This window comes from Serratia sp. X10 (assembly GCF_017811775.1).
GTDB classification, from domain to species: domain Bacteria; phylum Pseudomonadota; class Gammaproteobacteria; order Enterobacterales; family Enterobacteriaceae; genus Serratia; species Serratia ureilytica.
The window spans coordinates 679,627-700,552 of record NZ_JAEIOH010000001.1 but is presented as its reverse complement, the minus strand read 5'-3'; the positions used below and the strand labels follow the sequence as shown (position 1 = coordinate 700,552).

Sequence of the window (20,926 nt, the reverse complement as noted above, 5' to 3'; positions counted from 1 at the left end):
CGCGAGGGGGCGAGCCTCTGCCCGCCCCTCGGTTACACCTGAACAGACGGGATTTCCTCCAGATGACGATAGACCGTCAATCCCCATTCGTTAGCCAACCGCACGTCGTTATCGGCCCCCACAGACGCCCCTTCGATGCGATACACCGCCTGACACTGCGCAATCAGTCGGTGAGCCACCGGGTAAAGAAACGCCTCGCTGACCGCATCGCCAACCTGAGTGGAACCGGCCGCGGCCGCCAAAGGCAGCGCCAGCCACTCGCCGATCACCGGCACGTGCCCCCGCTGGTAAACCGCCAGCGCCGCCTGTTCGAGGCGCGCCAGATTGGCGGCGATACGCTGCGGATCGCCATCGGTGCCGCTGCGATAAGGGCCGGCGATCAAGATTTGTTGTGCTTTCATCGTTGTTCCTCCAACGTCCGATTTAATGCGACAAACTGCAGCAGCATGATGGTTTTGGCGTCAACGATCGTACCCTGACGAACCGCCTGCAGGGCCTGCGCCAGCGGCAGCTCGATCACCTCCAAATCTTCCCCCTCCGCCGCCAGCCCGCCGCCCTCGTTGAGGCGATCGCTCGCCTGATATTCACCGACGAAAAAGTGCAGCTTTTCGGTGACCGAGCCAGGGCTCATGTACGCCTCAAACACTTTCTCCACGTTCTGCACGAAGTAGCCGGTTTCCTCTTCAACTTCGGCGCGGATGCGCGCCTCCGGCGACGCGTCGTCCAATAGCCCGGCGGCGGCCTCAATCAGCATGCCGTCATGACCGTTGACGAACACTGGAAAGCGGAACTGGCGCGTCAGGATCACCGTCTGCGCCTGCCGATTGAACAGTAAAATGGTGGCGCCGTCGCCGCGGTCGTAAGTCTCACGGCTCTGCCGCTGCCAAACGCCGTCGCGCCGCAAAAAATCAAAGGTGGTTTTTTTCAGCAGGTACCAGTCATCGGACAACACCCGGGTTTCGACAATGCGAACCCTGTCTTTGGTGGCTATCATCGGTTTACTCCGCCAGAGGAAGGAAATTGATACTATCGTGCAGTTTCGTGTATGATCAAGATATTTCGTGCATAGCAAATTTGAGAGGAAATGGCCATGTTGACCAGCCAGCGCAAGAAGATCATTTTGGAAAAACTGGCCCAGGATGGTCAGGTCTTGGCCAAACAGCTCAGCGAGCTGTTCGGGCTGTCGGAAGATACAGTCCGGCGCGATCTGCGTGAACTGGACGCCGACGGGTTGCTGCAACGGGTGCATGGCGGCGCCCTGCCGGTTTCTTCCGCCATCGCCAGCTTCGCCGAACGCAATCGCTTGGAATCCGGCGCCAAACGCGCGATCGCCAAAGCGGCGGCGGCGCTGATCGCCCCCGGCCAGGTGGTGATCATCGACGGCGGCACCACCTCCGCAGAGCTGGTCAGGCAACTGCCGGCCAACCTCAATGCCACCATCGTCACCCACAGCCCCAGCGTCGCCGTGGGGTTAGTCGATCACCCTACCGTCGAGGTGATCCTGATCGGCGGCCGACTGTATAAGCATTCAATCGTCAGCGTCGGCGCCGCCGCCGTAGAAGCGATGTCACATATCCGCGCCGATATTTATTTCATGGGCGTGACCGGCGTGCACCCCACCGCAGGGCTGAGCACCGGCGATCTGGAAGAAGCCTACATCAAGCGAGCGCTGGCGGCCCGTGCGGCGGAAACCGTGGTGCTGGCTTCCGCCGCCAAGCTTAATGCCGCCTCGCAGTATGCGATCGGTGATATTACGCTGGCGCACACCATCATCGTTGAACGCGCCACCGACGACGCATTGATCGCGCCGTTGCAGCAGGCGGGCGTCAGCGTGTTGAAAGCCTGATTCACGACGATAATGCGATATATCGCGCATTATTTGTGATTCACATCACTTTTTTATGCAACGAGATGGCAAGTTTCATTCATTTGTTTTTATACTGTTCTGCACTTTACCTACGATAAATTAGCGAGTGCCCAGCATGATCGATCCCCGCCTACCGCTTACCGACATTCACCGCCATCTCGACGGCAACATCCGCGCGCAGACCATTCTCGACCTCGGCCGTCAGTTCAATCTCGCCCTGCCGGCCAACGATTTGGAGAGCCTGCGCCCGCACGTGCAGATCACCCATGCCGAACCGGATCTGGTCAGCTTCCTGCAGAAACTGGACTGGGGCGTGGCGGTGCTGGGCGATCTGGACGCCTGCCGCCGGGTGGCATACGAAAACGTCGAGGACGCCGCCAACGCCGGCCTGCACTATGCCGAGCTGCGTTTCTCCCCTTACTACATGGCGATGAAGCATCAACTGCCCGTCGCCGGCGTGGTGGAAGCGGTGATCGACGGGATCCGTTCGGGCTGCCGCGATCGTGACATCGACATTCGCCTGATCGGCATCATGAGCCGCACCTTCGGTGAAGCCGCCTGTCTGCAGGAACTGGAAGGATTACTGGCGCACCGCGACGGTATTACCGCGCTGGATTTGGCGGGCGATGAGCTGGGCTTCCCCGGCAGCCTGTTCCTCAGCCACTTCAACCGCGCCCGCGACGCCGGCCTGCGCATCACCGTGCACGCGGGCGAAGCCGCCGGCCCGGAAAGCATCTGGCAGGCGATCCGCGAGCTGGGCGCCGAACGTATCGGCCACGGGGTGAAAGCGGTCGAAGATCCGGCGCTGATGGACTTCCTGGCGGAACACGGCATCGGCATCGAATCCTGCCTGACCTCCAACATCCAGACCAGCACCGTGCCGTCGCTGGCGCAGCATCCGCTGGCCACCTTCCTGCGCCACGGCGTGCTGGCGTCGATCAACACCGACGATCCGGCGGTTCAGGGCATCGAGATCGAGCATGAATACCGCGTCGCCGCGCCGCAGGCCGGGCTGACGCCGGAAGAAATCCGCACCGCGCAGGAAAACGGCCTGAAGCTGGCCTTCCTCAGCGAGCAGGAAAAACAGGCGCTGCGCGCCAAAGTTCAGGGCTAAATCCTCCCAGGCGCCAAACGGCGCCTTCTTCTCATCCCTCTCCCCGCCGTCTTCTTCCGACTGCTCGTCTTTATCGCTGTGTTACCCCATGACTCTGCTGCAAGAGAGGAATTTCGCATGTCTGACAAAACACGCCGCATCGTGCTGACCGGCGGCCCGGGTTCGGGTAAAAGCACGCTCATCGACGTTCTTCATCGCCGCGGCTTTCCGCACTCGCAGGAAGCCGGCCGGGCGATTATTCAGGATCAGATGAGTATCGGCGGCCATGCGCTGCCGTGGGGCGATCGCCAGGCCTTCGCCGAGCGGATGCTCGATTGGGAACTGCGCTCATGGGGCGAAGCGACGGGCGCAACATGCTGGTTCTTCGATCGCGGCCTGCCGGATATCGCCGGTTACCTGACGCTGTGCGGATTATCGATCCCCGCGCATTTGACGGCGGCGATCGGCGCCTTTCGCTATGCCGAAAGGGTGTTCATCGCCCCGCCGTGGCAAGCGATCTATGCGCAGGACAGCGAAAGAAAACAATCTTTCGCCGAAGCCGAGCTGACCTACCGGGCGATGGTGGCCGTCTATCGCCGCTATGGCTATCAGCTGCAAGAACTGCCGCGCGCCTCACCGGACGAGCGTGCCGACTTTCTGCTCGACGCGCTGGGCCACCGTTAGCGGCCTGCGGCCTATTTGGCCGCCAGCGCCTCCGCCTCGGCCCGCTGTTTCGCGGTTTTACGCGCATAGCGCTGCGCCAGCACCGCGCACACCATCAGCTGAACCTGGTGGAAAATCATCAGCGGCAGCACCATCGCGCCCACCGCCGCAGCCGGGAACAGCACGTTGGCCATCGGGATGCCGTTCGCCAGGCTCTTTTTCGAACCGCAGAAGACGATGGTGATTTCATCGGCGGTGTTAAAGCCCAGCCAGCGCGCTGCATAGGTGTTGATCACCAGCACCACCGTCAGCAGCACCAGCGACATCACCAGGATGGTCAGCAGCGACCAGCCGTCGATACGGTGCCAAATCCCTTCCACCACCGCCGCGCTGAACGCGGTATACACCACCAGCAGGATCGACGAACGGTCGGTCAGGTTAATCAGTTTGCGATGGCGGTCGATCCACTTGCCGATCAATGGCCGCGCCAGGTGGCCGATCACGAACGGCACCATCAATTGCAGAATGATCGAACCGATGGCGTGCAGCACGTCGGTATTGCCGCCCTGGGTATGCATCAACGCGCCCACCAGCAGCGGCGACAGGAACACGCCAAGAATGCTCGACGCCGAGGCGCTGCAGATCGCTGCCGCCACGTTGCCGCCCGCCGCCGAGGTAAAGGCGATGGCCGACTGCACCGTGGCCGGCAGCGCGCACAGATAGAGGAAGCCGAGATAGACCGTCGGCGTCATGATGCCCGGCACCAACAGGTTCATCGCCAGCCCGAGCAGCGGGAACAGCGCAAAGGTGCTGAGGAACACCAGCAGATGCAGCTTCCAGTGACTCATGCCGGCGACGATTGCCTCACGCGACAGCTTGGCGCCGTGCATAAAGAACAGCAGCGCGATGGCGGCGGTGGTCAGGTGTTCAAAGAAGGTTTTCCAGATGCCTTCGCAGGGGAACAGCGAGGCGACGATCACCACCAAAATCAGAACCAGCAAAAATTTATCAATGCGCAAACGCTGCAACCAGGACATGAAACGAATTTCCTTGCACGTAGAGTCATAAAAAGGCCCGACGTTGCGCCGGGCCACAGAAAAGTGGGCGGGATCAGACCACCGGCAGCGCCTGCTGCAGCCGGGCCGATTCCAGCCCCAGTTCGATCAATGCCATCACCGCGATCGCGTCGGCGGCCGGCACCGGGTTTTCGCCTATGCCGGCAATCGCGTCGCGCACCGCCGCGTAATAAGCCGGGTAGTTGCCGGGAATAGTGAGCAGCGGCTGTTCCGCCAGCAGGTCACCGCGTGACAGCGTCACCACACCCTCGCGCATGTCATAGCCCCAGTCGGCCTGCGGCAAGCGTTCGCCGGCCTTCAGCCGGTCTTCCTGCGGATCAAGGCCGTATTTGACATAGCTGCCGCGGGTGCCGTGCACCACGTAACGCGGGCTCTCCGCCGCCGCCAGCATGCTGGCGTGCAGCACCACACGGCGATCGCCATAGCTCAACAGCGCGTGGAAATAGTCCACCGCCTGCGCCCCCGGCCGCAGCTCACCCAGATCGACAAACAGCCGCTCGGGTTTGCCGAAGAGTTGCAGCGCCTGATCGAGCAGATGCGGCCCCAAATCGAACCAGATGCCGCTGCCGACGCCGCCCTGTTCGCGCCAGCGCTGACGCACCTGTGGCCGAAAACGATCGAAGTGCGACTCGAAGTACACCACCTCGCCCAACGAACCGTCGTTCAGCAGCGCTTTGAGGGTCAGGAAATCGCTGTCCCAGCGACGGTTGTGGAACACCGACAACAGCAAACCGCTCTGCTGCGCCTGCTGCTGCAGCGCCTGGGCTTGTGACAATGTCACGGTAAACGGTTTGTCCACTACCACGTGCTTGCCGGCGGCCAGCGCCTGTTGCGCTAGCGGGAAATGGGTATCGTTGGGGGTAGGAATCACGATCAGATCGAGGGCCGGATCGGCGAACAGCGCCTGCGCATCGCCCACCACCGTCATCGACGGCCAGTCCGCGCGCACTTTACCGGCATCGCTGCTGGAAACGGCGGCCAGTTCCAGGCCCGGCGTACCGGCGATCAACGGCGCATGAAAGGTTTTGCCGGCGTAGCCGTAACCGACCAGCCCGACACGAATTTTCTCAGCCATGGGATTTCCTCTTGCAGGCTCACGACAGACCCTTTCGATTTGACACCATGCGGCCGGCTGGAACAAGAAGTAAATGAGATGTTAATTCGAAGCGGGGTCGGAGTAGCCAAACGTGCGGCCCGGCCCCGCGACGCCGGGCTATCCGGTTGATAGGGATGACGAAGCCGGTATTACCCGCTAAGCTATGCCGCCTGTGATCCCCGATTCAATCAGGAAGCCGTTTTATGTCTCAAGCTGAATACTCTCGTATCGGCGGTTGGTTGCTGGCCCCGCTGGCCTATCTGATCGTCACCCTGCTCAGCGCCAGCCTGATGCTGCTCCTGTACGCCATGGCGATCTTCATGCCCGAGTCGCGCGACTATCTGTTGACCAACGCCCAGGCGTTTACCCTGCAATGGTACTTTTCGGCGCTGACCACGCTCTTGATGTGGGGCTTCACCCTGTGGCTGGTGTTTCTGTTTTGCCAGCGGTCGCAGCGCTTCCCTAAACTGTTCTTGTTATGGCTGCTGATCACGGTGATCCTGGCGGTGAAAGCCTTCGCCTTCGCGCCGGTGCCGGATGAAGTGGCGGTGCGCAGCCTCGGCTGGCCGCTGCTGATGGCGGCGCTGCTGGTGCCTTACATCAAGCGTTCGCAGCGGGTCAAAGGGACCTTTACCGAACGTTAAAGCCGATTGCAGCACGTTTTATTGGGTGACTTGTGTAAATTTTCACCAAAAAAGGCAATACCCCTGCGATTCATATGTTGTCGTCCGGCCGCCGATTCCCGATAATAGGCGGCTTTTATTTTTTTAGGCATCGCAATGACCGAATACCTGCTCCTGTTTGTCGGCACCGTACTGGTGAACAACTTCGTTCTGGTGAAGTTTCTTGGCCTGTGCCCGTTCCTCGGCGTTTCCAAGAAGCTGGAAAGCGCCATCGGCATGGGAATGGCCACCACCTTCGTCATGACGCTGGCCTCCGTCAGCGCCTGGGTGATCAACACCTTTATTCTGGTTCCGCTGGACCTGGTGTACCTGCGCACGCTCTCCTTCATTTTGGTGATCGCCGTGGTGGTGCAGTTCACCGAGATGGTGGTGCGCAAGACCAGCCCGGCGCTCTATCGCCTGCTGGGCATCTTCCTGCCGCTGATCACCACCAACTGCGCGGTGCTGGGCGTGGCGTTGCTTAACGTCAACCTCGGTTATAACTTCCTGCAGTCCGCCGTTTACGGTTTCAGCGCCGCCGCCGGTTTCTCGCTGGTGATGGTGCTGTTCGCCGCCATTCGCGAACGTCTGGCGGTGGCCGACGTGCCGGCGCCGTTCCGCGGCTCCTCGATCGCACTGATCACCGCCGGGCTGATGTCGTTGGCCTTTATGGGCTTTACCGGGCTGGTGAAATTCTAATGACTGCGTTGTGGATAGCTATCGCGGCCTTGAGCGCGCTCGGGCTGCTGTTCGGACTGGTGCTGGGCTACGCCGCGCGCCGTTTTGAAGTGGAAGAGGATCCGGTCGCCGAGCAGGTCGACGCGATCCTGCCGCAGAGCCAGTGCGGCCAGTGCGGCTACCCCGGCTGCCGCCCCTATGCCGAAGCGGTGGCCAACGGCGAGATGATCAATAAATGCGCACCGGGCGGCGAACAGGTGATGCTGAAACTGGCGGAGCTGCTCAACGTGGAGCCGCAGCCGCTGGGCAGCGAAGCCGCCGCCGAGCCGGAGCGTAAAGTGGCCTATATCGACGAGGCCAACTGCATCGGCTGCACCAAGTGCATTCAGGCTTGCCCGGTTGACGCCATCGTCGGCGCCACCCGCGCCATGCATACCGTCATTACCGACCTCTGTACCGGCTGCGATCTGTGCGTCGCCCCTTGCCCTACCGACTGTATTGAAATGAGACCGGTCGCCACCACCACCGCCAACTGGAAGTGGGACATGAAGACGATCCCGGTGCAAGTGATCCACGTGGAGCAACATGCTTAATCTGTTCGCCGCCTTTAAAAAAGACCGGATCTGGGATTTCGACGGCGGGATCCATCCACCGGAAATGAAGACTCAGTCGAGCGGCGCGCCGCTGCGTGTCGCCCCTCTGCCCAAAACCTTTATCATTCCGCTGCAGCAGCATCTGGGGCCGGAAGGCGAACTGTGCGTCAACGCCGGCGATCGAGTGTTGAAAGGGCAGCCGCTGACCGTCGGCCGCGGGCGCACCGTGCCGGTGCACGCCCCGACCTCGGGCACCGTTAGCGCCATCACGCCGCACATCACCGCTCACCCTTCCGGGCTGTCGGAGCTGTGCGTGATTATCGAGGCAGACGGCGAAGACCGCTGGTGCGAGCGCGATCCGGTGGCGGATTACCGCCAATCGCCCGCCGCGGAGCTGATTCAACGAATTCATCAGGCCGGCATCGCCGGTCTGGGCGGCGCCGGTTTCCCGACCGCCAGTAAACTGCAAGGCGGCATGAGCGGCGTGGAAACGCTGATCCTCAACGCCGCCGAGTGCGAGCCTTACATCACCGCCGACGATCGCCTGATGCAGGAACATGCCGATCAGATCGTTGAAGGCACGCAGATCCTGCAACACATTCTGCAGCCCAAGGTCACGCTGATCGGCATTGAAGACAACAAGCCGGAGGCGATCGCGGCGCTGAAACAGGCGTTGCGCGGCCAGTCCGGCATTGCCCTGCGCGTCATCCCCACCAAATACCCGTCCGGCGGCGCCAAGCAGCTGACCAAGATTTTGACCGGCAAAGAAGTGCCACACGGCAAGCACTCTTCCGCTATCGGCGTGCTGATGCAAAACGTCGGCACCGCCTTCGCCATCAAGCGGGCGATCGTCGACGGCGAACCGTTGATTGAGCGCGTGGTGACCCTGACCGGCGAGGCGGTCGAGCGCCCTGGCAACCTGTGGGCGCGCATCGGCACGCCGGTGCAGCACCTGCTTGACTTCGTCGGTTTCCGTCCGCAGGCGCAGCAGATGGTGGTGATGGGCGGCCCGCTGATGGGCTTTACCCTGCCCGCGCTGAACGTGCCGATCGTCAAGATCAGTAACTGCATTCTGGCGCCGACGGTCGATGAAATGACGCCGCAAGAGCCGGAGCAATCCTGCATCCGCTGCGGCCTGTGCGTGGACGCTTGCCCTGCCGGGCTGCTGCCGCAACAGCTGTACTGGTTCAGCCGCGGGCAGGAGCACGACAAGGCGCGCAACCATAACCTGTTCGACTGCATCGAATGCGGCGCCTGTGCGTTCGTCTGCCCCAGCAACATCCCGTTGGTGCAGTACTACCGGCAGGAAAAGGCCGAGATCAAGGCCATCGATCTGGAAGCGGCACGCACCGCCGAGGCCAAAGCGCGTTACGAGGCCAAGCTGGCGCGTCTGGAGCGCGAGAAACTGGCGCGCGAAGAGCGGCACAAAAAGGCCGCCGTTAAACTGACCGACGACGATCAGGGGGCGGTACAGGCCGCACTGGCGCGCGTACGCAGCAAGAATGCCGAAGCGGCGGTTACGCCGGTCGATGGCCAGCAGCCTGACAACAGCGAGATGATCGCCGCCCGCGAAGCGCGTAAAGCGCAGGCGCGTGAACGGCGCGCCCAGTTGGCGGCCGAAGCGGAACAAGCCTCGCCGGCAACCTCCGGCGACGACGCGCGTAAGGCCGCCGTGGCCGCGGCGCTGGCCCGCGTGAAGGCGCGCAAAGAGGCACCGGCCGCAGACATCACCGCCCCTGCCGCGACAGTGGACGATCCACGTAAAGCGGCGGTCGCCGCCGCCCTGGCGCGCGTGAAGGCCAAGAAAGCGGCGCAGCAGGCAGGCGCTCCGGCTGAGGCAGAACCGGCTCCGGCTGCCGCCGAGGACGATCCGCGCAAGGCGGCGGTCGCGGCGGCTATCGCCCGCGCCAAAGCCAAGAAAGCGGCGCAGCAGGCGGACGCTCCTGCCGAGACAGAACCGGCTCCGGCTGCCGCCGAAGAAGATCCGCGCAAGGCGGCGGTCGCGGCGGCTATCGCCCGCGCCAAAGCCAAAAAAGCGGCGCAGCAGGCGGACGCTCCTGCCGAGACAGAACCGGCTCCGGCTGCCACCGAAGAAGATCCGCGCAAGGCGGCGGTCGCGGCAGCTATCGCCCGCGCCAAAGCCAAGAAAGCGGCGCAGCAGGCGGACGCTCCTGCCGAGACAGAACCGGCTCCGGCTGCCACCGAAGACGATCCGCGCAAGGCGGCGGTCGCGGCGGCTATCGCCCGCGCCAAAGCCAAGAAAGCGGCGCAGCAGGCGGACGCTCCTGCCGAGACAGAACCGGCTCCGGCTGCCACCGAAGACGATCCGCGCAAGGCGGCGGTCGCGGCGGCTATCGCCCGCGCCAAAGCCAAAAAAGCCGCCAGAGAATCGCTGGCGGCGGAAACGGAAGACAAATGATGACGGCGGCGCCTGGCCTACGCCGGGCGCCGTTTAATCGATAGAGATCAGATAGGTGTAGTCCACCTCAATCTGACGCAGTTTGGACTCCGGGTTCCACTCTTTGGTTTGAATGATCTCCATTTCCATACTGCCGCGCACCTTATCCTTCAGCCCCGGCATCACATGCGACACCAAATAACCGAAAAACTGCAGACACTCCTTCGCCGTGCCCTTATGGTTGATGGAGATAAACTCGCGGCTCGGCAGATGGATGGTGTCTATCTGATGATTGGAAAGAATGTCCTTTTTATGTTCAGGATCGACCGCCATCACCAGCGTGGACGACAGCTCGTCGCCTTCCCCGGCCTGCGGGCAATAGATGCTGTAAATTCGCCGGCAGTCGACGTGCAACCCCTTGAAGAAGTCATTGAAAATCTCGTCCTTCATCGCCATGCAGGACGCGTACTCCAACTCTTGTTCGGAGGCGAAATCCAGCCGGCGCGAGAAGCCGACCAACTGCATCTCGGGCAGCGTCAGCCGCTTCACTTCCGGATAATATCCCGCGCCGTAGCTGGCTTCGAAGTTAAAGCGCGGCATCAGGTTTTTCACGTCCCAGTGCTCCATTGAGCGGTAGCGATTGGGCGTGGTGCCGAAGCGCTGCTTGAACATGCGAGTAAAGGTCTGCTGCGAGTCGAAGCCCAGCTCATCGGAGATGTCGATGATGGAGCGACGGGTGATGCGCAGCGCCACCGCGGCGCGCGTCAGGATGCGCGAACGGATATAGGTGGCGAGTTGAATGCCGGTAATACGCTTGAATTTACGCTGCAGATGCCACTTGGAGTAGCCCGAAATACGCGCGACTTCATCCAGGTTTGGCCGTTTCTCCAGATGTATCTCCACCCACTCAATTAGCTCTTCAATAAAAAAAATGTCTTCATTTGTCATTATTATGGATTCACTGACTCAATAATGTTCGCGATAGTAACCTACACGTATTATGTGAAAGTTGTTATTTTGTGCGGAAATCTGGACAAAAATGATATTTCATTCATACGGTTACCCCATTTCTCAGGGGCGATAGCGGCACAAGTTCCACAGACAATTCCTCACGTTAGCCCATTTTCCGGCCAAAAAAAAATCAAATCGCGCCACGCCGATCTCAACGGGTGCGAAAAGCCGAATACCCCTATCATTAAGGCGTATTACCCTCGCATCGAATCAGGTAGAATGCTCGGCTATTATTTTTGCCGCGCCCGCAATTCGGCGCATCGAAACTGCCGCAGGCGCGGCGCAGAAGGTATCGTTACTCTATGAAGTTCAGGCCGGTATCACCCACAGCCGCCAAAGGCTTACACATCGCCAGCTCGCCGTTCACCCACAACCAGCAAAGCACCAGCCGCATTATGCTGTGGGTAATGTTGGCCTGCATTCCCGGCATCGCAGCACAGATTTGGTTCTTCGGTTACGGGGTGCTGATTCAGGTGGCGCTGGCGGCGATCGTCGCGCTGGCCGCAGAAGGCGCGATCCTCAGGCTGCGCAAGCTGCCGGTGCGCAGCCGGCTGGCGGACAACTCCGCCCTGCTGACCGCGCTGCTGCTCGGCATCAGCCTGCCGCCGCTGGCCCCGTGGTGGATGATCGTCATCGGCACCTTCTTCGCCATCGTCATCGCCAAACAGCTGTACGGCGGCCTTGGGCAGAACCCGTTCAACCCGGCGATGGTCGGTTACGTGGTGCTGCTGATCTCCTTCCCGGTGCAGATGACCAGCTGGTTGCCGCCGGATGAGCTGCGCGCCACCGCGCTATCGTTCCACGACACGCTGCTGGCCATTTTCAGCGGCCATACCGCTCAGGGCGCGACGCTGCACGAATTGCAGATGGGCGTTGACGGCATCAGCCAGGCGACGCCGCTCGACGGCTTCAAAACCGGTTTGCGCAGCGGCCACAGCGTTGAACAGGTGTTGCAGCAGCCGCTGTTCGGCGGCGCGCTGGCGGGCATCGGCTGGCAGTGGGTCAACCTCGGCTTTCTGGCCGGCGGCCTGTTTATGCTGGCGCGCCGCCTGATCCACTGGCAGATCCCCTTCAGCATGTTGGCCGCCATCGCCTTCTGCTCCGGTCTGGCCTGGTGGCTCGATCCGGCGCATCAGGCTTCGCCGCTGATCCACCTGTTCTCCGGCGCCAGCATGCTGGGCGCGTTCTTTATCGCCACCGACCCGGTCAGCGCCTCCACCACGCCGAAGGGCCGTTTAATCTACGGCGCGCTGATCGGCGTGCTGGTCTGGCTGATCCGCGTTTATGGCGGCTACCCTGACGGCGTGGCCTTCGCCGTGCTGCTCGCCAACATCACCGTCCCGTTAATCGACCACTACACGCAGCCGCGCGTGTACGGCCATCGCTAAGGAGCCGCCATGCTGAATTCCATGAGAAAGCACGGCACCACGCTGGCGGTGTTTGCGGCGGTCACCACCGGCCTCACCGCAGTGGTCTACGCCCTGACGAAAACCACCATCGCGCATCAGGCGGCGCTGCAGCAAAAAGCCCTGCTCGATCAGGTGGTGCCGCCGGAAAATTACGACAACGTCATGCAGAACGAATGTTTCCTGGTTAGCGATCCGGCGCTGGGCGACGGCGCGCCACACCGTTTATACCTGGCGCGCAAAAACGGGCAACCGACCGCCGCCGCGCTGGAAGCCACCGCGCCGGACGGTTACTCCGGCGCCATCAAGCTGCTGGTCGGCGCCGATTTCAACGGCACGGTACTCGGCACCCGAGTGATTGAACACCATGAAACCCCGGGGCTGGGCGACAAGATCGAACTGCGCATTTCCGACTGGATTTCCTTCTTCAGCGGCAAGAAAATCGACGGCCCGGACGACAAACGCTGGGCGGTGAAGAAAGACGGCGGCATGTTCGACCAATTCACCGGCGCCACCATCACCCCGCGTGCGGTGGTCAATGCGGTGCGCCGCACGGCGTTGTATATGGAAACGCTGCCGCCTAAACTTGAAAGCTTACCTGCGTGTGGAGCCAGCGAATGAGTGAAGCCAAAGAATTGATCGTCCAGGGGTTGTGGAAGAACAACTCCGCCCTGGTGCAGCTGCTGGGCATGTGCCCGCTGCTGGCGGTGACCTCCACCGTCACCAACGCGCTGGGCCTGGGGCTGGCCACCACGCTGGTGCTGACGCTCACCAACGCCTCCATCTCCGCGGTGCGCCGCTGGGTGCCAAGCGAAGTGCGTATTCCGATCTACGTCATGATCATCGCCGCGGTGGTGAGCATCGTGCAGATGCTGATCAACGCCTATGCCTTCGGTCTGTATCAGTCGCTCGGCATTTTTATTCCGTTGATCGTGACCAACTGCATCGTCGTGGGCCGCGCCGAAGCGGTGGCCGCCAAGAAACCGGTCGGCCTCTCGGCGCTGGACGGCATGGCCATCGGCCTCGGCGCCACCGGCGTCATGGTGACGCTGGGTTCAATGCGCGAACTGCTGGGCAATGGCACGCTGTTTGACGGCGCCGATCAACTGCTGGGCGGCTGGGCCAAATCGCTGCGCATCGAAGTGGTGCACTTCGACAGCCCGTTCCTGCTGGCCATGCTGCCGCCAGGCGCCTTTATCGGCCTGGGCCTGCTGTTGGCGGTCAAGTATCTGATAGACGAAAGAATGAAGGCGCGCAAAGCCCGCGCCGTGGCGGCGGAACCGCTGCTTGAACAAGGACGTGCTGAGAAGGCCTGATGAACAAGCAGAAGAGACTGGAAATTCTGACCCGGCTGCGCGACAACAATCCGCACCCGACCACCGAACTGGTGTACACCACGCCGTTTGAGCTGCTGATCGCGGTATTGCTGTCTGCGCAGGCCACCGACGTGAGCGTCAACAAGGCGACCGCCAAACTCTATCCGGTCGCCAACACCCCCGCCGCCATGCTGGCGCTGGGGGTTGATGGCGTCAAGGAGTACATCAAGACCATCGGTCTGTTCAACAGCAAGGCCGAAAACGTGATCAAGACCTGCCGCATGCTGCTGGAGCTGCACGGCGGCGAAGTGCCGGAAGATCGCGCCGCGCTGGAGGCGCTGCCGGGCGTCGGCCGCAAAACCGCCAACGTGGTGCTCAACACCGCCTTCGGCTGGGCGACCATCGCCGTGGACACCCATATCTTCCGGGTGTGCAACCGCACCCACTTTGCGCCGGGCAAGAACGTCGATCAGGTGGAGGAGAAGCTGTTGAAGGTGGTGCCCGCCGAATTCAAGGTTGATTGCCATCACTGGCTGATCCTGCACGGACGCTACACCTGCATCGCGCGCAAACCGCGCTGCGGCTCCTGCATCATCGAAGACCTGTGCGAATATAAAGAAAAGGTTTATCCGGAATCCTGAGTCCGTTGGGTGCGGCAAACCGCACCCGCCGCCTCCTCTTCCCTCGCCAACGCCGCTTTTTTATCGAAAATGTGATATCGCGCAGCAGTAACCCCGGCGTTATCGCGGTTTTCAGTAAGAAACCCATCGCAGCGTTATTTTCAAGCAAAAAATTAGTCGAAAATTGCGGTGAACGTCACGCTTTCAGGATCACAAGGCGTTCACAAATGCCAGTCCCGTTTTCCTGAATTTCTATAATTTTACAAATCGCGCCATATACACAACATTCCAACGGATTAATAACCTCACGTACACTGATGCGCTAAAAAATAGCAATTCAGCAGAATATATCCCTGTTTAAAATTCGTATAGCTTTTAGTCAAAACAAAAAATCGATAAACCATTAAAAGCCGAAAGTTAATACTGCATAACATTTGCAACATCGCGGCATAATCCTGCCGGCGTTAAATGTAACCGAATATGACAAACTGCTTGCCACGTTGACAAAGATAGTGAACATTAACCGCCGTCCCCATCCTATAACAACGCAAAAGGATGCCGTTCCGCATCAACTTTTGTACTTTCCCGTCCCCTAAAGACGGGCTGCGAAAAAACAGAGGTACCCGTGTCAACAGCAAACAACCAACACCAGGAGAGCGTGAGCCTTAACGCGTTCAAACAACCGAAAGCATTCTATCTGATCTTCTCGATCGAACTGTGGGAGCGCTTCGGCTATTACGGCCTGCAAGGCATCATGGCGGTTTATCTGGTCAAGATGCTCGGTCTGAGCGAAGCCGACTCCATCACCCTGTTCTCTTCTTTCAGCGCCCTGGTATACGGCTTCGTCGCCATTGGCGGCTGGCTGGGCGACAAGGTGCTGGGCGCCAAACGCGTGATCGTGCTCGGCGCGCTGGTGCTGGCCGCCGGTTACGCCATGGTGGCCTACTCCGGCCACAACATCTTCTGGGTCTACCTGGGCATGGCGACCATTGCCGTGGGCAGCGGCCTGTTCAAGGCTAACCCGTCCTCCCTGCTCTCCACCTGCTATGAGAAAGACGACCCGCGTATCGACGGCGCCTTCACCATGTACTACATGTCGGTGAACATCGGTTCCTTCTTCTCCATGCTGGCTACCCCGTGGCTGGCGGCGAAGTACGGCTGGAGCGTGGCGTTCTCCCTGAGCGTGGTCGGCATGCTGATCACCCTGGTCAACTTTATGATGTGCCACAAGTGGGTGAAGAAAAACGGCTCCAGGCCTGACTTCAAGCCGCTGCATCTGCCGAAACTGCTGATGGTGCTGGTCGGCATCGTGGCGTTGGTCGCCGTGTCCAGCTGGCTGCTGCACAACCAGGTGATCGCGCGCTGGGCGCTGGCCTTCATCTCCGCCGGGATCGTGATCGTGTTCGCTAAGGAAGCCTTCGCCCTGCATGGCGCCGCACGCCGTAAAATGATCGTCGCCTTCCTGCTGATGCTGGAAGCGGTGGTGTTCTTCGTGCTGTACAGCCAGATGCCGACGTCGCTGAACTTCTTCGCCATCCACAACGTGGAGCACAGCATCTTCGGCGTCGCCTTCGAGCCGGAGCAGTACCAGGCGCTGAACCCGTTCTGGATCATGCTCGCCAGCCCGATTCTGGCCGCGTTGTATAACAAGATGGGCGATCGCCTGCCGATGCCGCACAAGTTCGCTTTCGGCATGATCCTGTGCTCCTGCGCCTTCCTGGTGCTGCCATGGGGCGCCAGCTTCGCCAACGAACAGGGCATCGTGTCGGTCAACTGGCTGATCCTGAGCTACGCGCTGCAGAGCATCGGCGAGCTGATGATTTCCGGTCTGGGCCTGGCGATGGTGGCGCAGCTGGTGCCGCAGCGTCTGATGGGCTTCATCATGGGCTCCTGGTTCCTGACCACCGCCGCCGCGGCGCTGATCGCCGGTAAAGTCGCCGGTCTGACCGCCGTCCCGAGCGACATCAACGACGCGCACGCTTCGCTGGCCATCTACAGCCATGTGTTTATGCAAATCGGCATCGCCACCGCCGTCATCGCCATCCTGATGATGCTGACCGCGCCGAAACTGTATCGCATGACGCTGGACACCAGCGAAGACCTGAATCAGAAAGCGCAGGAAGCCACGGCGGCCCACTGAGTGCCTACGGATTGAGCGTAAGTAGAAACGCCGGGGTTAACCCCCGGCGTTTTTTTATGCCCGCAAGAAACGTGTTTACGCTGGCTTGCGCTTGCCGCTCAGGTTGGCCCACATGAATTCGCTCACCAGCGCGCTGTGGAACGCCGCCTGTTGCTTGTCGGCGGCGGCGCTGTGCCCACCCTCGGTATTTTCGTAGAAGTAAGCCTGCTGATACCCCATCGCCTGCATGCGCGCCGCCATTTTGCGCGCGTGGGCCGGGTTGACCCGATCGTCGCTGGTGGCGGTATAGAACAGCACCGGCGGGTAGGCCGTTTTCGCCTGAATATTGTGGTACGGCGAGAAGGTTTTGATATAGGCCCACTGCTCCGGCTTGCTCGGATCGCCGTATTCCGCGATCCACGACGCGCCGGCGGAGAGTTGGGTATAGCGCTGCATGTCCAACAGCGGCACTTCGCAGACGATGCAGCCGAACAGCTGCGGATACAGCGTCAGCATATTGCCTACCAGCAGGCCGCCATTGCTGCCGCCGCGCGCGCCGAGATGCGGCGCGGAAGTCACCTTGCGCGCGAACAGGTCTTCGGCCACGGCGGCGAAATCCTCATAGGCGCGATGACGATGCTGCTTGAGCGCCGCCTGATGCCAGGCCGGACCATATTCACCGCCGCCCCGAATGTTGGCCACCACGTATACCCCGCCGCGCTCCAGCCAGGCCGGCGCCTTGCCGCCCAGATAGCCCGGCAGCAGCGGTACTTCAAACCCGCCGTAGCCGTACAGCAGCGTCGGCGTGCTGCCGTCCAGCTTGAGATCTTTGGCGGCGATCTGGAAATACGGCACGCGGGTGCCGTCCTTGGAGCGCGCAAAATGCTGGCTGACCTGATAGCCGGCGGCGTCAAAGTCCTGCGGCGCCTGTTTCAGCAGCGTCGCTTCCTCGCCGTCGAGGTTGCCCATATACAGCGAGGTCGGCTGCAGGAACCCGCTGACCGTCAGGAAATAGGCGTTGCTCTCGTCGTCGATGCCGCCGGCGGAAAGGGTGCTGATGGCGCCGGGGTTGCCCAGCGGACGACGCTGCCAGCTGCCGCCCTGCGGCGTCAGCACTTCCAGTCGGTTGACCACGTTATCCATGATGCTGAGGATCAAGTGATCGCGAGTGCCGCTGTAGCCGCTCAGCGCCTGCTCCGCCGTCGGGGTAAACAGCGGCTGCAGCTCGCGCTTACCCGCCAGATAGTCGTCGAAATTGGCCGCCAACAGCGAGCCGGACGGATAGCGCTTGCCGCCCACGTCCCAATCGCTGCTCGGCTTGATCAGCAGCCATTCCCGATGCGTATCCAACTCGGCGTCGGCGGGGATGTCGATTTTTTTCTGCCGGCCGTCCTGAGTCAGCAAGAAATAGTCGCGGCGGTAGAAGTCCAGGCTGCGGCCGACGAAATCGCGCTCAAAGCCCGGCGTGCGGTCGTGATAGGCGAAGACCGCCATGTCCTCGGGCTGCGCTTCGTACAGCGTTTCGGCGGCGCTCAGCGGCGTGCCGCGCCGCCAGCGTTTGGCGATGCGCGCGTAGCCGGACTGGGTCATCGAGCCGGGGCCGAAATCGGTGGCGATGAACAGCGTGTCCCGATCGACCCAGGAAACCCGGCTTTTCGCCACCGGCACGTTGAAACCGTCTTTGACGAAACGTTTGGCAACCAAATCGAATTCGCGGATTTCGGTGGCGTCACCGCCGTCCGGCGACAGCTGCATCAGGCAATAACGGTATTCCGGCGCCAGCGGTTGCGAGCCCTGATAAACCCAATCCTTGCCCTCCGCTTTACCCAACGCATCGATATCCAGCACCGTCTCCCAGGCCGGTTTGGCCTTGCGGTACTCGTCCAGCGTGGCGCGCCGCAGCAGGCCACGCGGGTTGGCCTGATCCTGCCAGAAGTTGTAATAGTATTCGCCGCGTTTGCTCACCCACGGGATCTGGGTGTCTTTATTGAGGATATCCAGGACTTCGCGCTCAATGCGCTGAAAGTCTTCGCCCTGACCGAAACGTGCCACGGTGCGCTGATTTTCCTGCTGCACCCATTGCAGCGCTTTTTTACCCTGCAGCTCTTCCAGCCACAGGAATTCATCGCCGGCGGCCGCGCCGCCCTCCGCCGCCATCGCCAGGCGGATACTGTTGGGTAATGAAGTCATCGCGAATACGGCTCCTGCGGTTTGCGCACTGAGTTTAATGAACTGACGTCGATTGGTGACCGGCAAAATCAAGCTCCTTTTGAGTCGGCTGCAACGCCGCCCCGTCATGGGCGACAACCTGTGAAATAAGAGTCATTTTCAACAAGGTAGGCGTTTGGCGGCGCGGAGTCAAAGCCCGCGGCCGCCGCGTTGAGTCAGGATTGAGGATAGTGGATCAGATCGTGAATGCGCACCGTGTGTGAACTGGCGTTGCGGTAGGCGTGTGGCCGATCGGCCTGAAAGCGCATCGCTTCGCCGGCAGCCAGGCTGTGCCACTCGCCGTCTATCGCCAATTCTAATCGGCCGCTGATCACGATCACATGCTCAATCACGCCCGGCTCATGGGGCGACGATTCGCTGAGCGCGCCCGGCGCGAGATCGATGACGAACATGTCGAAACCCAGCTGACGATCGTAGGGAAACAGCGGCACCACGCGCATATCGGCGTTGTCCTGATCGTACACTGGCAGCTCGCCGTAGCGGTGCAGCGTCGCCTGCTGCTGCGCGGGCGACGCCTCAAGAAAAGCGGAGAACGCCACGTTGAAACCGGTGGCGATCTTCCACAGCGTCGCCACCGTCGGGCTGGATTCGCCGCGTTCGATCTGCCCGAGCATCGCCTTGCTGACGCCGGTGTATTCCGCCGCCTGCGTCAGGCTCCAGCCGCGCTGCGCGCGCAACGTGCGAAGGGTGTGCGCCAAATGGCCGGCAAGTTCCTGCATCCTGTTCTCCTCTGCATATCGCGCTCGATTATACCCGCTTGTGCGCTATAGCGCACGGTGCTATGCTGATTTCTTACCGTGCGTTATAACGCACAGCTATCGATTGGAGCTGCTCATGCGCCCTGCCGTCACCCTGCGTCACCTGACTCTGCCTGCCGTCATGGCCGGCTTTGTCGCCGTTCTGGTCGGCTACACCAGCTCTGCCGCCATCATTTTCCAGGCCGCCGCCGCCGCAGGCGCCACACCGGCGCAGATCGGCGGCTGGCTGAGCACGCTTGGGATCGCGATGGGCGTCACCTCGCTGGGGCTTTCGCTGTACTATCGCACCCCGATCCTCACCGCGTGGTCGACGCCAGGCGCGGCGCTGCTGGTCACCAGCCTGCCCGGCACGCCGATCAATGAGGCGATCGGGGTGTTCGTCTTCGCGTCGGGTCTGATCCTGCTCTGCGGCATCACCGGACTGTTCGCCCGCCTGATGGATTATATTCCGCAGGCGATTTCTGCCGCGATGTTGGCGGGGATCCTGCTGCGTTTCGGGCTGGACGCCTTCGCTTCGCTGCAGCTCAATTTCCTCCTCAGCGCCGGTATGGGGCTGGCCTATCTGCTCAGCCGCCGTTACCTGCCGCGCTACGCCATCGTACTGACGCTGGCGATTGGGCTGGCGATCGCCGCGCTACAGGGCGATATCCATCTGGCGCAACAGGCACCGGCGGTGGCCGTGCCGGAATTTATCGCGCCGCATTTCAGCTGGCCGACGCTGCTCGGCATCGGCGTGCCCTTCTTCGTGGTCACCATGGCTTCACAGAACGCCCCCGGGATCGCTACGCTGCAGGCGGCGGGCTACCGTGTCCCCACCTCACCGCTGATCGCCTGGACGGCGCTGGCCGCGCTGCTGCTGGCGCCATTCGGCGGTTTCTCGGTGTGCATCGCCGCCATTACTGCCGCGATTTGCATGGGGCCGGACGTGCATCCCGATCCACAGCGGCGCTATATGGGCGCGGTGGCCGCCGGCGGCTTCTATTTGCTGGCCGGGTTGTTCGGCGGCGCCATCGGCCTGCTGTTCAGCGCGTTGCCGGTCGCCTTGATCCACACCATCGCCGGGCTGGCGCTGCTCGGTACCATCGGCGGCAGCCTGCAACGCGCGCTGCACGATGAAAAACAGCGCGACGCGGCGCTGATCGCCTTCCTCATCACCGCCTCCGGCGTCACGTTGCTCGGCATCGGTTCGGCATTCTGGGGCATTGTCGGCGGCGCCATCGCGCATCTGCTGCTGTCGCTGCCGCGGCGAACCACCGTGACGTAACGGGCGGTCTACATTGACAAGCGGCGCCGTGGCGCCTTCACTTTCTCTGTCGTCTGAATGTCAATTCACATAATAAG

Annotated in this window: 20 protein-coding genes; 13 read left to right on the top strand and 7 right to left on the bottom strand. The window is 61.6% G+C overall.

What is annotated here, in order from left to right:
• Positions 1–32: 32 nt before the first annotated feature.
• Together J9788_RS03625 and J9788_RS03620 are read right to left on the bottom strand one after the other, a co-directional pair.
• Positions 33–401 (bottom strand): NUDIX hydrolase, encoded by a 369-nt coding sequence (locus J9788_RS03625; protein WP_182264546.1) that lies wholly within the window; start codon positions 399–401, stop codon positions 33–35.
• A complete protein-coding gene (locus J9788_RS03620; RefSeq protein WP_046686980.1) occupies positions 398–994 on the bottom strand; it encodes an NUDIX domain-containing protein in 597 nt (198 codons plus the stop codon). The genes J9788_RS03625 and J9788_RS03620 overlap by 4 nt, the downstream gene beginning before the upstream one ends.
• A 96-nt stretch (positions 995–1,090) precedes the next feature.
• Between J9788_RS03620 and J9788_RS03615 the strand changes: the two genes are divergently transcribed.
• The 3 genes from J9788_RS03615 (at position 1,091) to J9788_RS03605 (ending at position 3,644) form a co-directional block, all read left to right on the top strand.
• Positions 1,091–1,846 (top strand): DeoR/GlpR family DNA-binding transcription regulator, encoded by a 756-nt coding sequence (locus J9788_RS03615; protein ID WP_046898460.1) that lies wholly within the window; start codon positions 1,091–1,093, stop codon positions 1,844–1,846.
• A 136-nt stretch (positions 1,847–1,982) separates the two neighbouring features.
• Positions 1,983–2,981 (top strand): adenosine deaminase, encoded by a 999-nt coding sequence (gene add / locus J9788_RS03610; protein ID WP_016927887.1) that lies wholly within the window; start codon positions 1,983–1,985, stop codon positions 2,979–2,981.
• Between the two features lie 117 nt (positions 2,982–3,098).
• Positions 3,099–3,644 (top strand): AAA family ATPase, encoded by a 546-nt coding sequence (locus J9788_RS03605; RefSeq protein ID WP_182264547.1) that lies wholly within the window; start codon positions 3,099–3,101, stop codon positions 3,642–3,644.
• Positions 3,645–3,655: 11 nt separating this feature from the next.
• Here J9788_RS03605 and J9788_RS03600 read toward each other — a convergent pair whose 3' ends face one another.
• Positions 3,656–4,660, bottom strand: coding sequence for a bile acid:sodium symporter family protein (locus J9788_RS03600; RefSeq protein ID WP_004938453.1), 1,005 nt, complete (start codon positions 4,658–4,660; stop codon positions 3,656–3,658).
• A 73-nt stretch (positions 4,661–4,733) separates the two neighbouring features.
• The gene (locus J9788_RS03595) at positions 4,734–5,774 is read right to left on the bottom strand and encodes an oxidoreductase (protein WP_182264548.1); all 1,041 of its coding nucleotides are present in this window, start codon (positions 5,772–5,774) and stop codon (positions 4,734–4,736) included.
• A gap of 224 nt (positions 5,775–5,998) precedes the next feature.
• Here J9788_RS03595 and J9788_RS03590 point away from each other — a divergent pair, with 224 nt between their 5' ends.
• The 4 genes from J9788_RS03590 to rsxC all read left to right on the top strand — a co-directional run bounded on the left by J9788_RS03590 (position 5,999) and on the right by rsxC (position 10,147).
• Entirely contained in the window at positions 5,999–6,439 is a 441-nt protein-coding gene (locus J9788_RS03590; protein WP_182264549.1) for a DUF2569 domain-containing protein, read from the top strand.
• Between the two features lie 135 nt (positions 6,440–6,574).
• Entirely contained in the window at positions 6,575–7,156 is a 582-nt protein-coding gene (gene rsxA, locus J9788_RS03585; RefSeq protein WP_004938443.1) for an electron transport complex subunit RsxA, read from the top strand.
• Entirely contained in the window at positions 7,156–7,728 is a 573-nt protein-coding gene (gene rsxB, locus J9788_RS03580) for an electron transport complex subunit RsxB (protein ID WP_004938428.1), read from the top strand. Before rsxA ends, rsxB begins: the two co-directional genes overlap by 1 nt.
• Positions 7,721–10,147, top strand: coding sequence for an electron transport complex subunit RsxC (gene rsxC, locus J9788_RS03575; protein ID WP_209333049.1), 2,427 nt, complete (start codon positions 7,721–7,723; stop codon positions 10,145–10,147). The genes rsxB and rsxC overlap by 8 nt, the downstream gene beginning before the upstream one ends.
• A gap of 33 nt (positions 10,148–10,180) precedes the next feature.
• Here rsxC and J9788_RS03570 read toward each other — a convergent pair whose 3' ends face one another.
• Positions 10,181–11,074, bottom strand: coding sequence for a helix-turn-helix domain-containing protein (locus J9788_RS03570; protein WP_033642950.1), 894 nt, complete (start codon positions 11,072–11,074; stop codon positions 10,181–10,183).
• Between the two features lie 365 nt (positions 11,075–11,439).
• Here J9788_RS03570 and rsxD point away from each other — a divergent pair, with 365 nt between their 5' ends.
• The 5 genes from rsxD (at position 11,440) to dtpA (ending at position 16,619) form a co-directional block, all read left to right on the top strand.
• On the top strand, positions 11,440–12,525 hold the full coding sequence (gene rsxD, locus J9788_RS03565; protein WP_033652582.1) for an electron transport complex subunit RsxD: 1,086 nt from the start codon (positions 11,440–11,442) through the stop codon (positions 12,523–12,525).
• A gap of 9 nt (positions 12,526–12,534) precedes the next feature.
• Entirely contained in the window at positions 12,535–13,164 is a 630-nt protein-coding gene (gene rsxG, locus J9788_RS03560) for an electron transport complex subunit RsxG (protein WP_046898465.1), read from the top strand.
• Positions 13,161–13,859 (top strand): electron transport complex subunit E, encoded by a 699-nt coding sequence (locus J9788_RS03555; RefSeq protein WP_033642947.1) that lies wholly within the window; start codon positions 13,161–13,163, stop codon positions 13,857–13,859. Before rsxG ends, J9788_RS03555 begins: the two co-directional genes overlap by 4 nt.
• Positions 13,859–14,500 (top strand): endonuclease III, encoded by a 642-nt coding sequence (gene nth, locus J9788_RS03550; protein ID WP_019455952.1) that lies wholly within the window; start codon positions 13,859–13,861, stop codon positions 14,498–14,500. Before J9788_RS03555 ends, nth begins: the two co-directional genes overlap by 1 nt.
• 604 nt (positions 14,501–15,104) lie before the next feature.
• Positions 15,105–16,619 (top strand): dipeptide/tripeptide permease DtpA, encoded by a 1,515-nt coding sequence (gene dtpA, locus J9788_RS03545; protein WP_046898467.1) that lies wholly within the window; start codon positions 15,105–15,107, stop codon positions 16,617–16,619.
• A 75-nt stretch (positions 16,620–16,694) separates the two neighbouring features.
• Here the strand turns inward: dtpA and J9788_RS03540 are convergent, their stop codons facing one another.
• Entirely contained in the window at positions 16,695–18,788 is a 2,094-nt protein-coding gene (locus tag J9788_RS03540) for a prolyl oligopeptidase family protein (protein WP_182264551.1), read from the bottom strand.
• A gap of 194 nt (positions 18,789–18,982) precedes the next feature.
• Positions 18,983–19,546 carry a helix-turn-helix domain-containing protein gene (locus J9788_RS03535; protein ID WP_182264552.1) on the bottom strand — a complete coding sequence of 188 codons (564 nt, stop codon included), beginning with the start codon at positions 19,544–19,546 and terminating at the stop codon, positions 18,983–18,985.
• 115 nt (positions 19,547–19,661) lie between these two features.
• Here J9788_RS03535 and J9788_RS03530 point away from each other — a divergent pair, with 115 nt between their 5' ends.
• Entirely contained in the window at positions 19,662–20,849 is a 1,188-nt protein-coding gene (locus tag J9788_RS03530; protein ID WP_182264553.1) for a benzoate/H(+) symporter BenE family transporter, read from the top strand.
• Positions 20,850–20,926: the final 77 nt, after the last annotated feature.

Bases quoted from the DNA above. Each gene is read 5' to 3' on its own strand.
- add (WP_016927887.1), top strand. From the start codon at position 1,983: ATGATCGATCCCCGCCTACCGCTTACCGACATTCACCGCCATCTCGAC.
- rsxA (WP_004938443.1), top strand. From the start codon at position 6,575: ATGACCGAATACCTGCTCCTGTTTGTCGGCACCGTACTGGTGAACAAC.
- J9788_RS03555 (WP_033642947.1), top strand. From the start codon at position 13,161: ATGAGTGAAGCCAAAGAATTGATCGTCCAGGGGTTGTGGAAGAACAAC.
- J9788_RS03595 (WP_182264548.1), bottom strand. From the start codon at position 5,774: ATGGCTGAGAAAATTCGTGTCGGGCTGGTCGGTTACGGCTACGCCGGC.
- rsxG (WP_046898465.1), top strand. From the start codon at position 12,535: ATGCTGAATTCCATGAGAAAGCACGGCACCACGCTGGCGGTGTTTGCG.
- nth (WP_019455952.1), top strand. From the start codon at position 13,859: ATGAACAAGCAGAAGAGACTGGAAATTCTGACCCGGCTGCGCGACAAC.
- J9788_RS03570 (WP_033642950.1), bottom strand. From the start codon at position 11,074: ATGACAAATGAAGACATTTTTTTTATTGAAGAGCTAATTGAGTGGGTG.
- J9788_RS03615 (WP_046898460.1), top strand. From the start codon at position 1,091: ATGTTGACCAGCCAGCGCAAGAAGATCATTTTGGAAAAACTGGCCCAG.
- rsxB (WP_004938428.1), top strand. From the start codon at position 7,156: ATGACTGCGTTGTGGATAGCTATCGCGGCCTTGAGCGCGCTCGGGCTG.
- J9788_RS03590 (WP_182264549.1), top strand. From the start codon at position 5,999: ATGTCTCAAGCTGAATACTCTCGTATCGGCGGTTGGTTGCTGGCCCCG.
- J9788_RS03625 (WP_182264546.1), bottom strand. From the start codon at position 401: ATGAAAGCACAACAAATCTTGATCGCCGGCCCTTATCGCAGCGGCACC.
- J9788_RS03600 (WP_004938453.1), bottom strand. From the start codon at position 4,660: ATGTCCTGGTTGCAGCGTTTGCGCATTGATAAATTTTTGCTGGTTCTG.
- rsxC (WP_209333049.1), top strand. From the start codon at position 7,721: ATGCTTAATCTGTTCGCCGCCTTTAAAAAAGACCGGATCTGGGATTTC.
- J9788_RS03540 (WP_182264551.1), bottom strand. From the start codon at position 18,788: ATGACTTCATTACCCAACAGTATCCGCCTGGCGATGGCGGCGGAGGGC.
- rsxD (WP_033652582.1), top strand. From the start codon at position 11,440: ATGAAGTTCAGGCCGGTATCACCCACAGCCGCCAAAGGCTTACACATC.
- J9788_RS03605 (WP_182264547.1), top strand. From the start codon at position 3,099: ATGTCTGACAAAACACGCCGCATCGTGCTGACCGGCGGCCCGGGTTCG.
- J9788_RS03535 (WP_182264552.1), bottom strand. From the start codon at position 19,546: ATGCAGGAACTTGCCGGCCATTTGGCGCACACCCTTCGCACGTTGCGC.
- J9788_RS03620 (WP_046686980.1), bottom strand. From the start codon at position 994: ATGATAGCCACCAAAGACAGGGTTCGCATTGTCGAAACCCGGGTGTTG.
- J9788_RS03530 (WP_182264553.1), top strand. From the start codon at position 19,662: ATGCGCCCTGCCGTCACCCTGCGTCACCTGACTCTGCCTGCCGTCATG.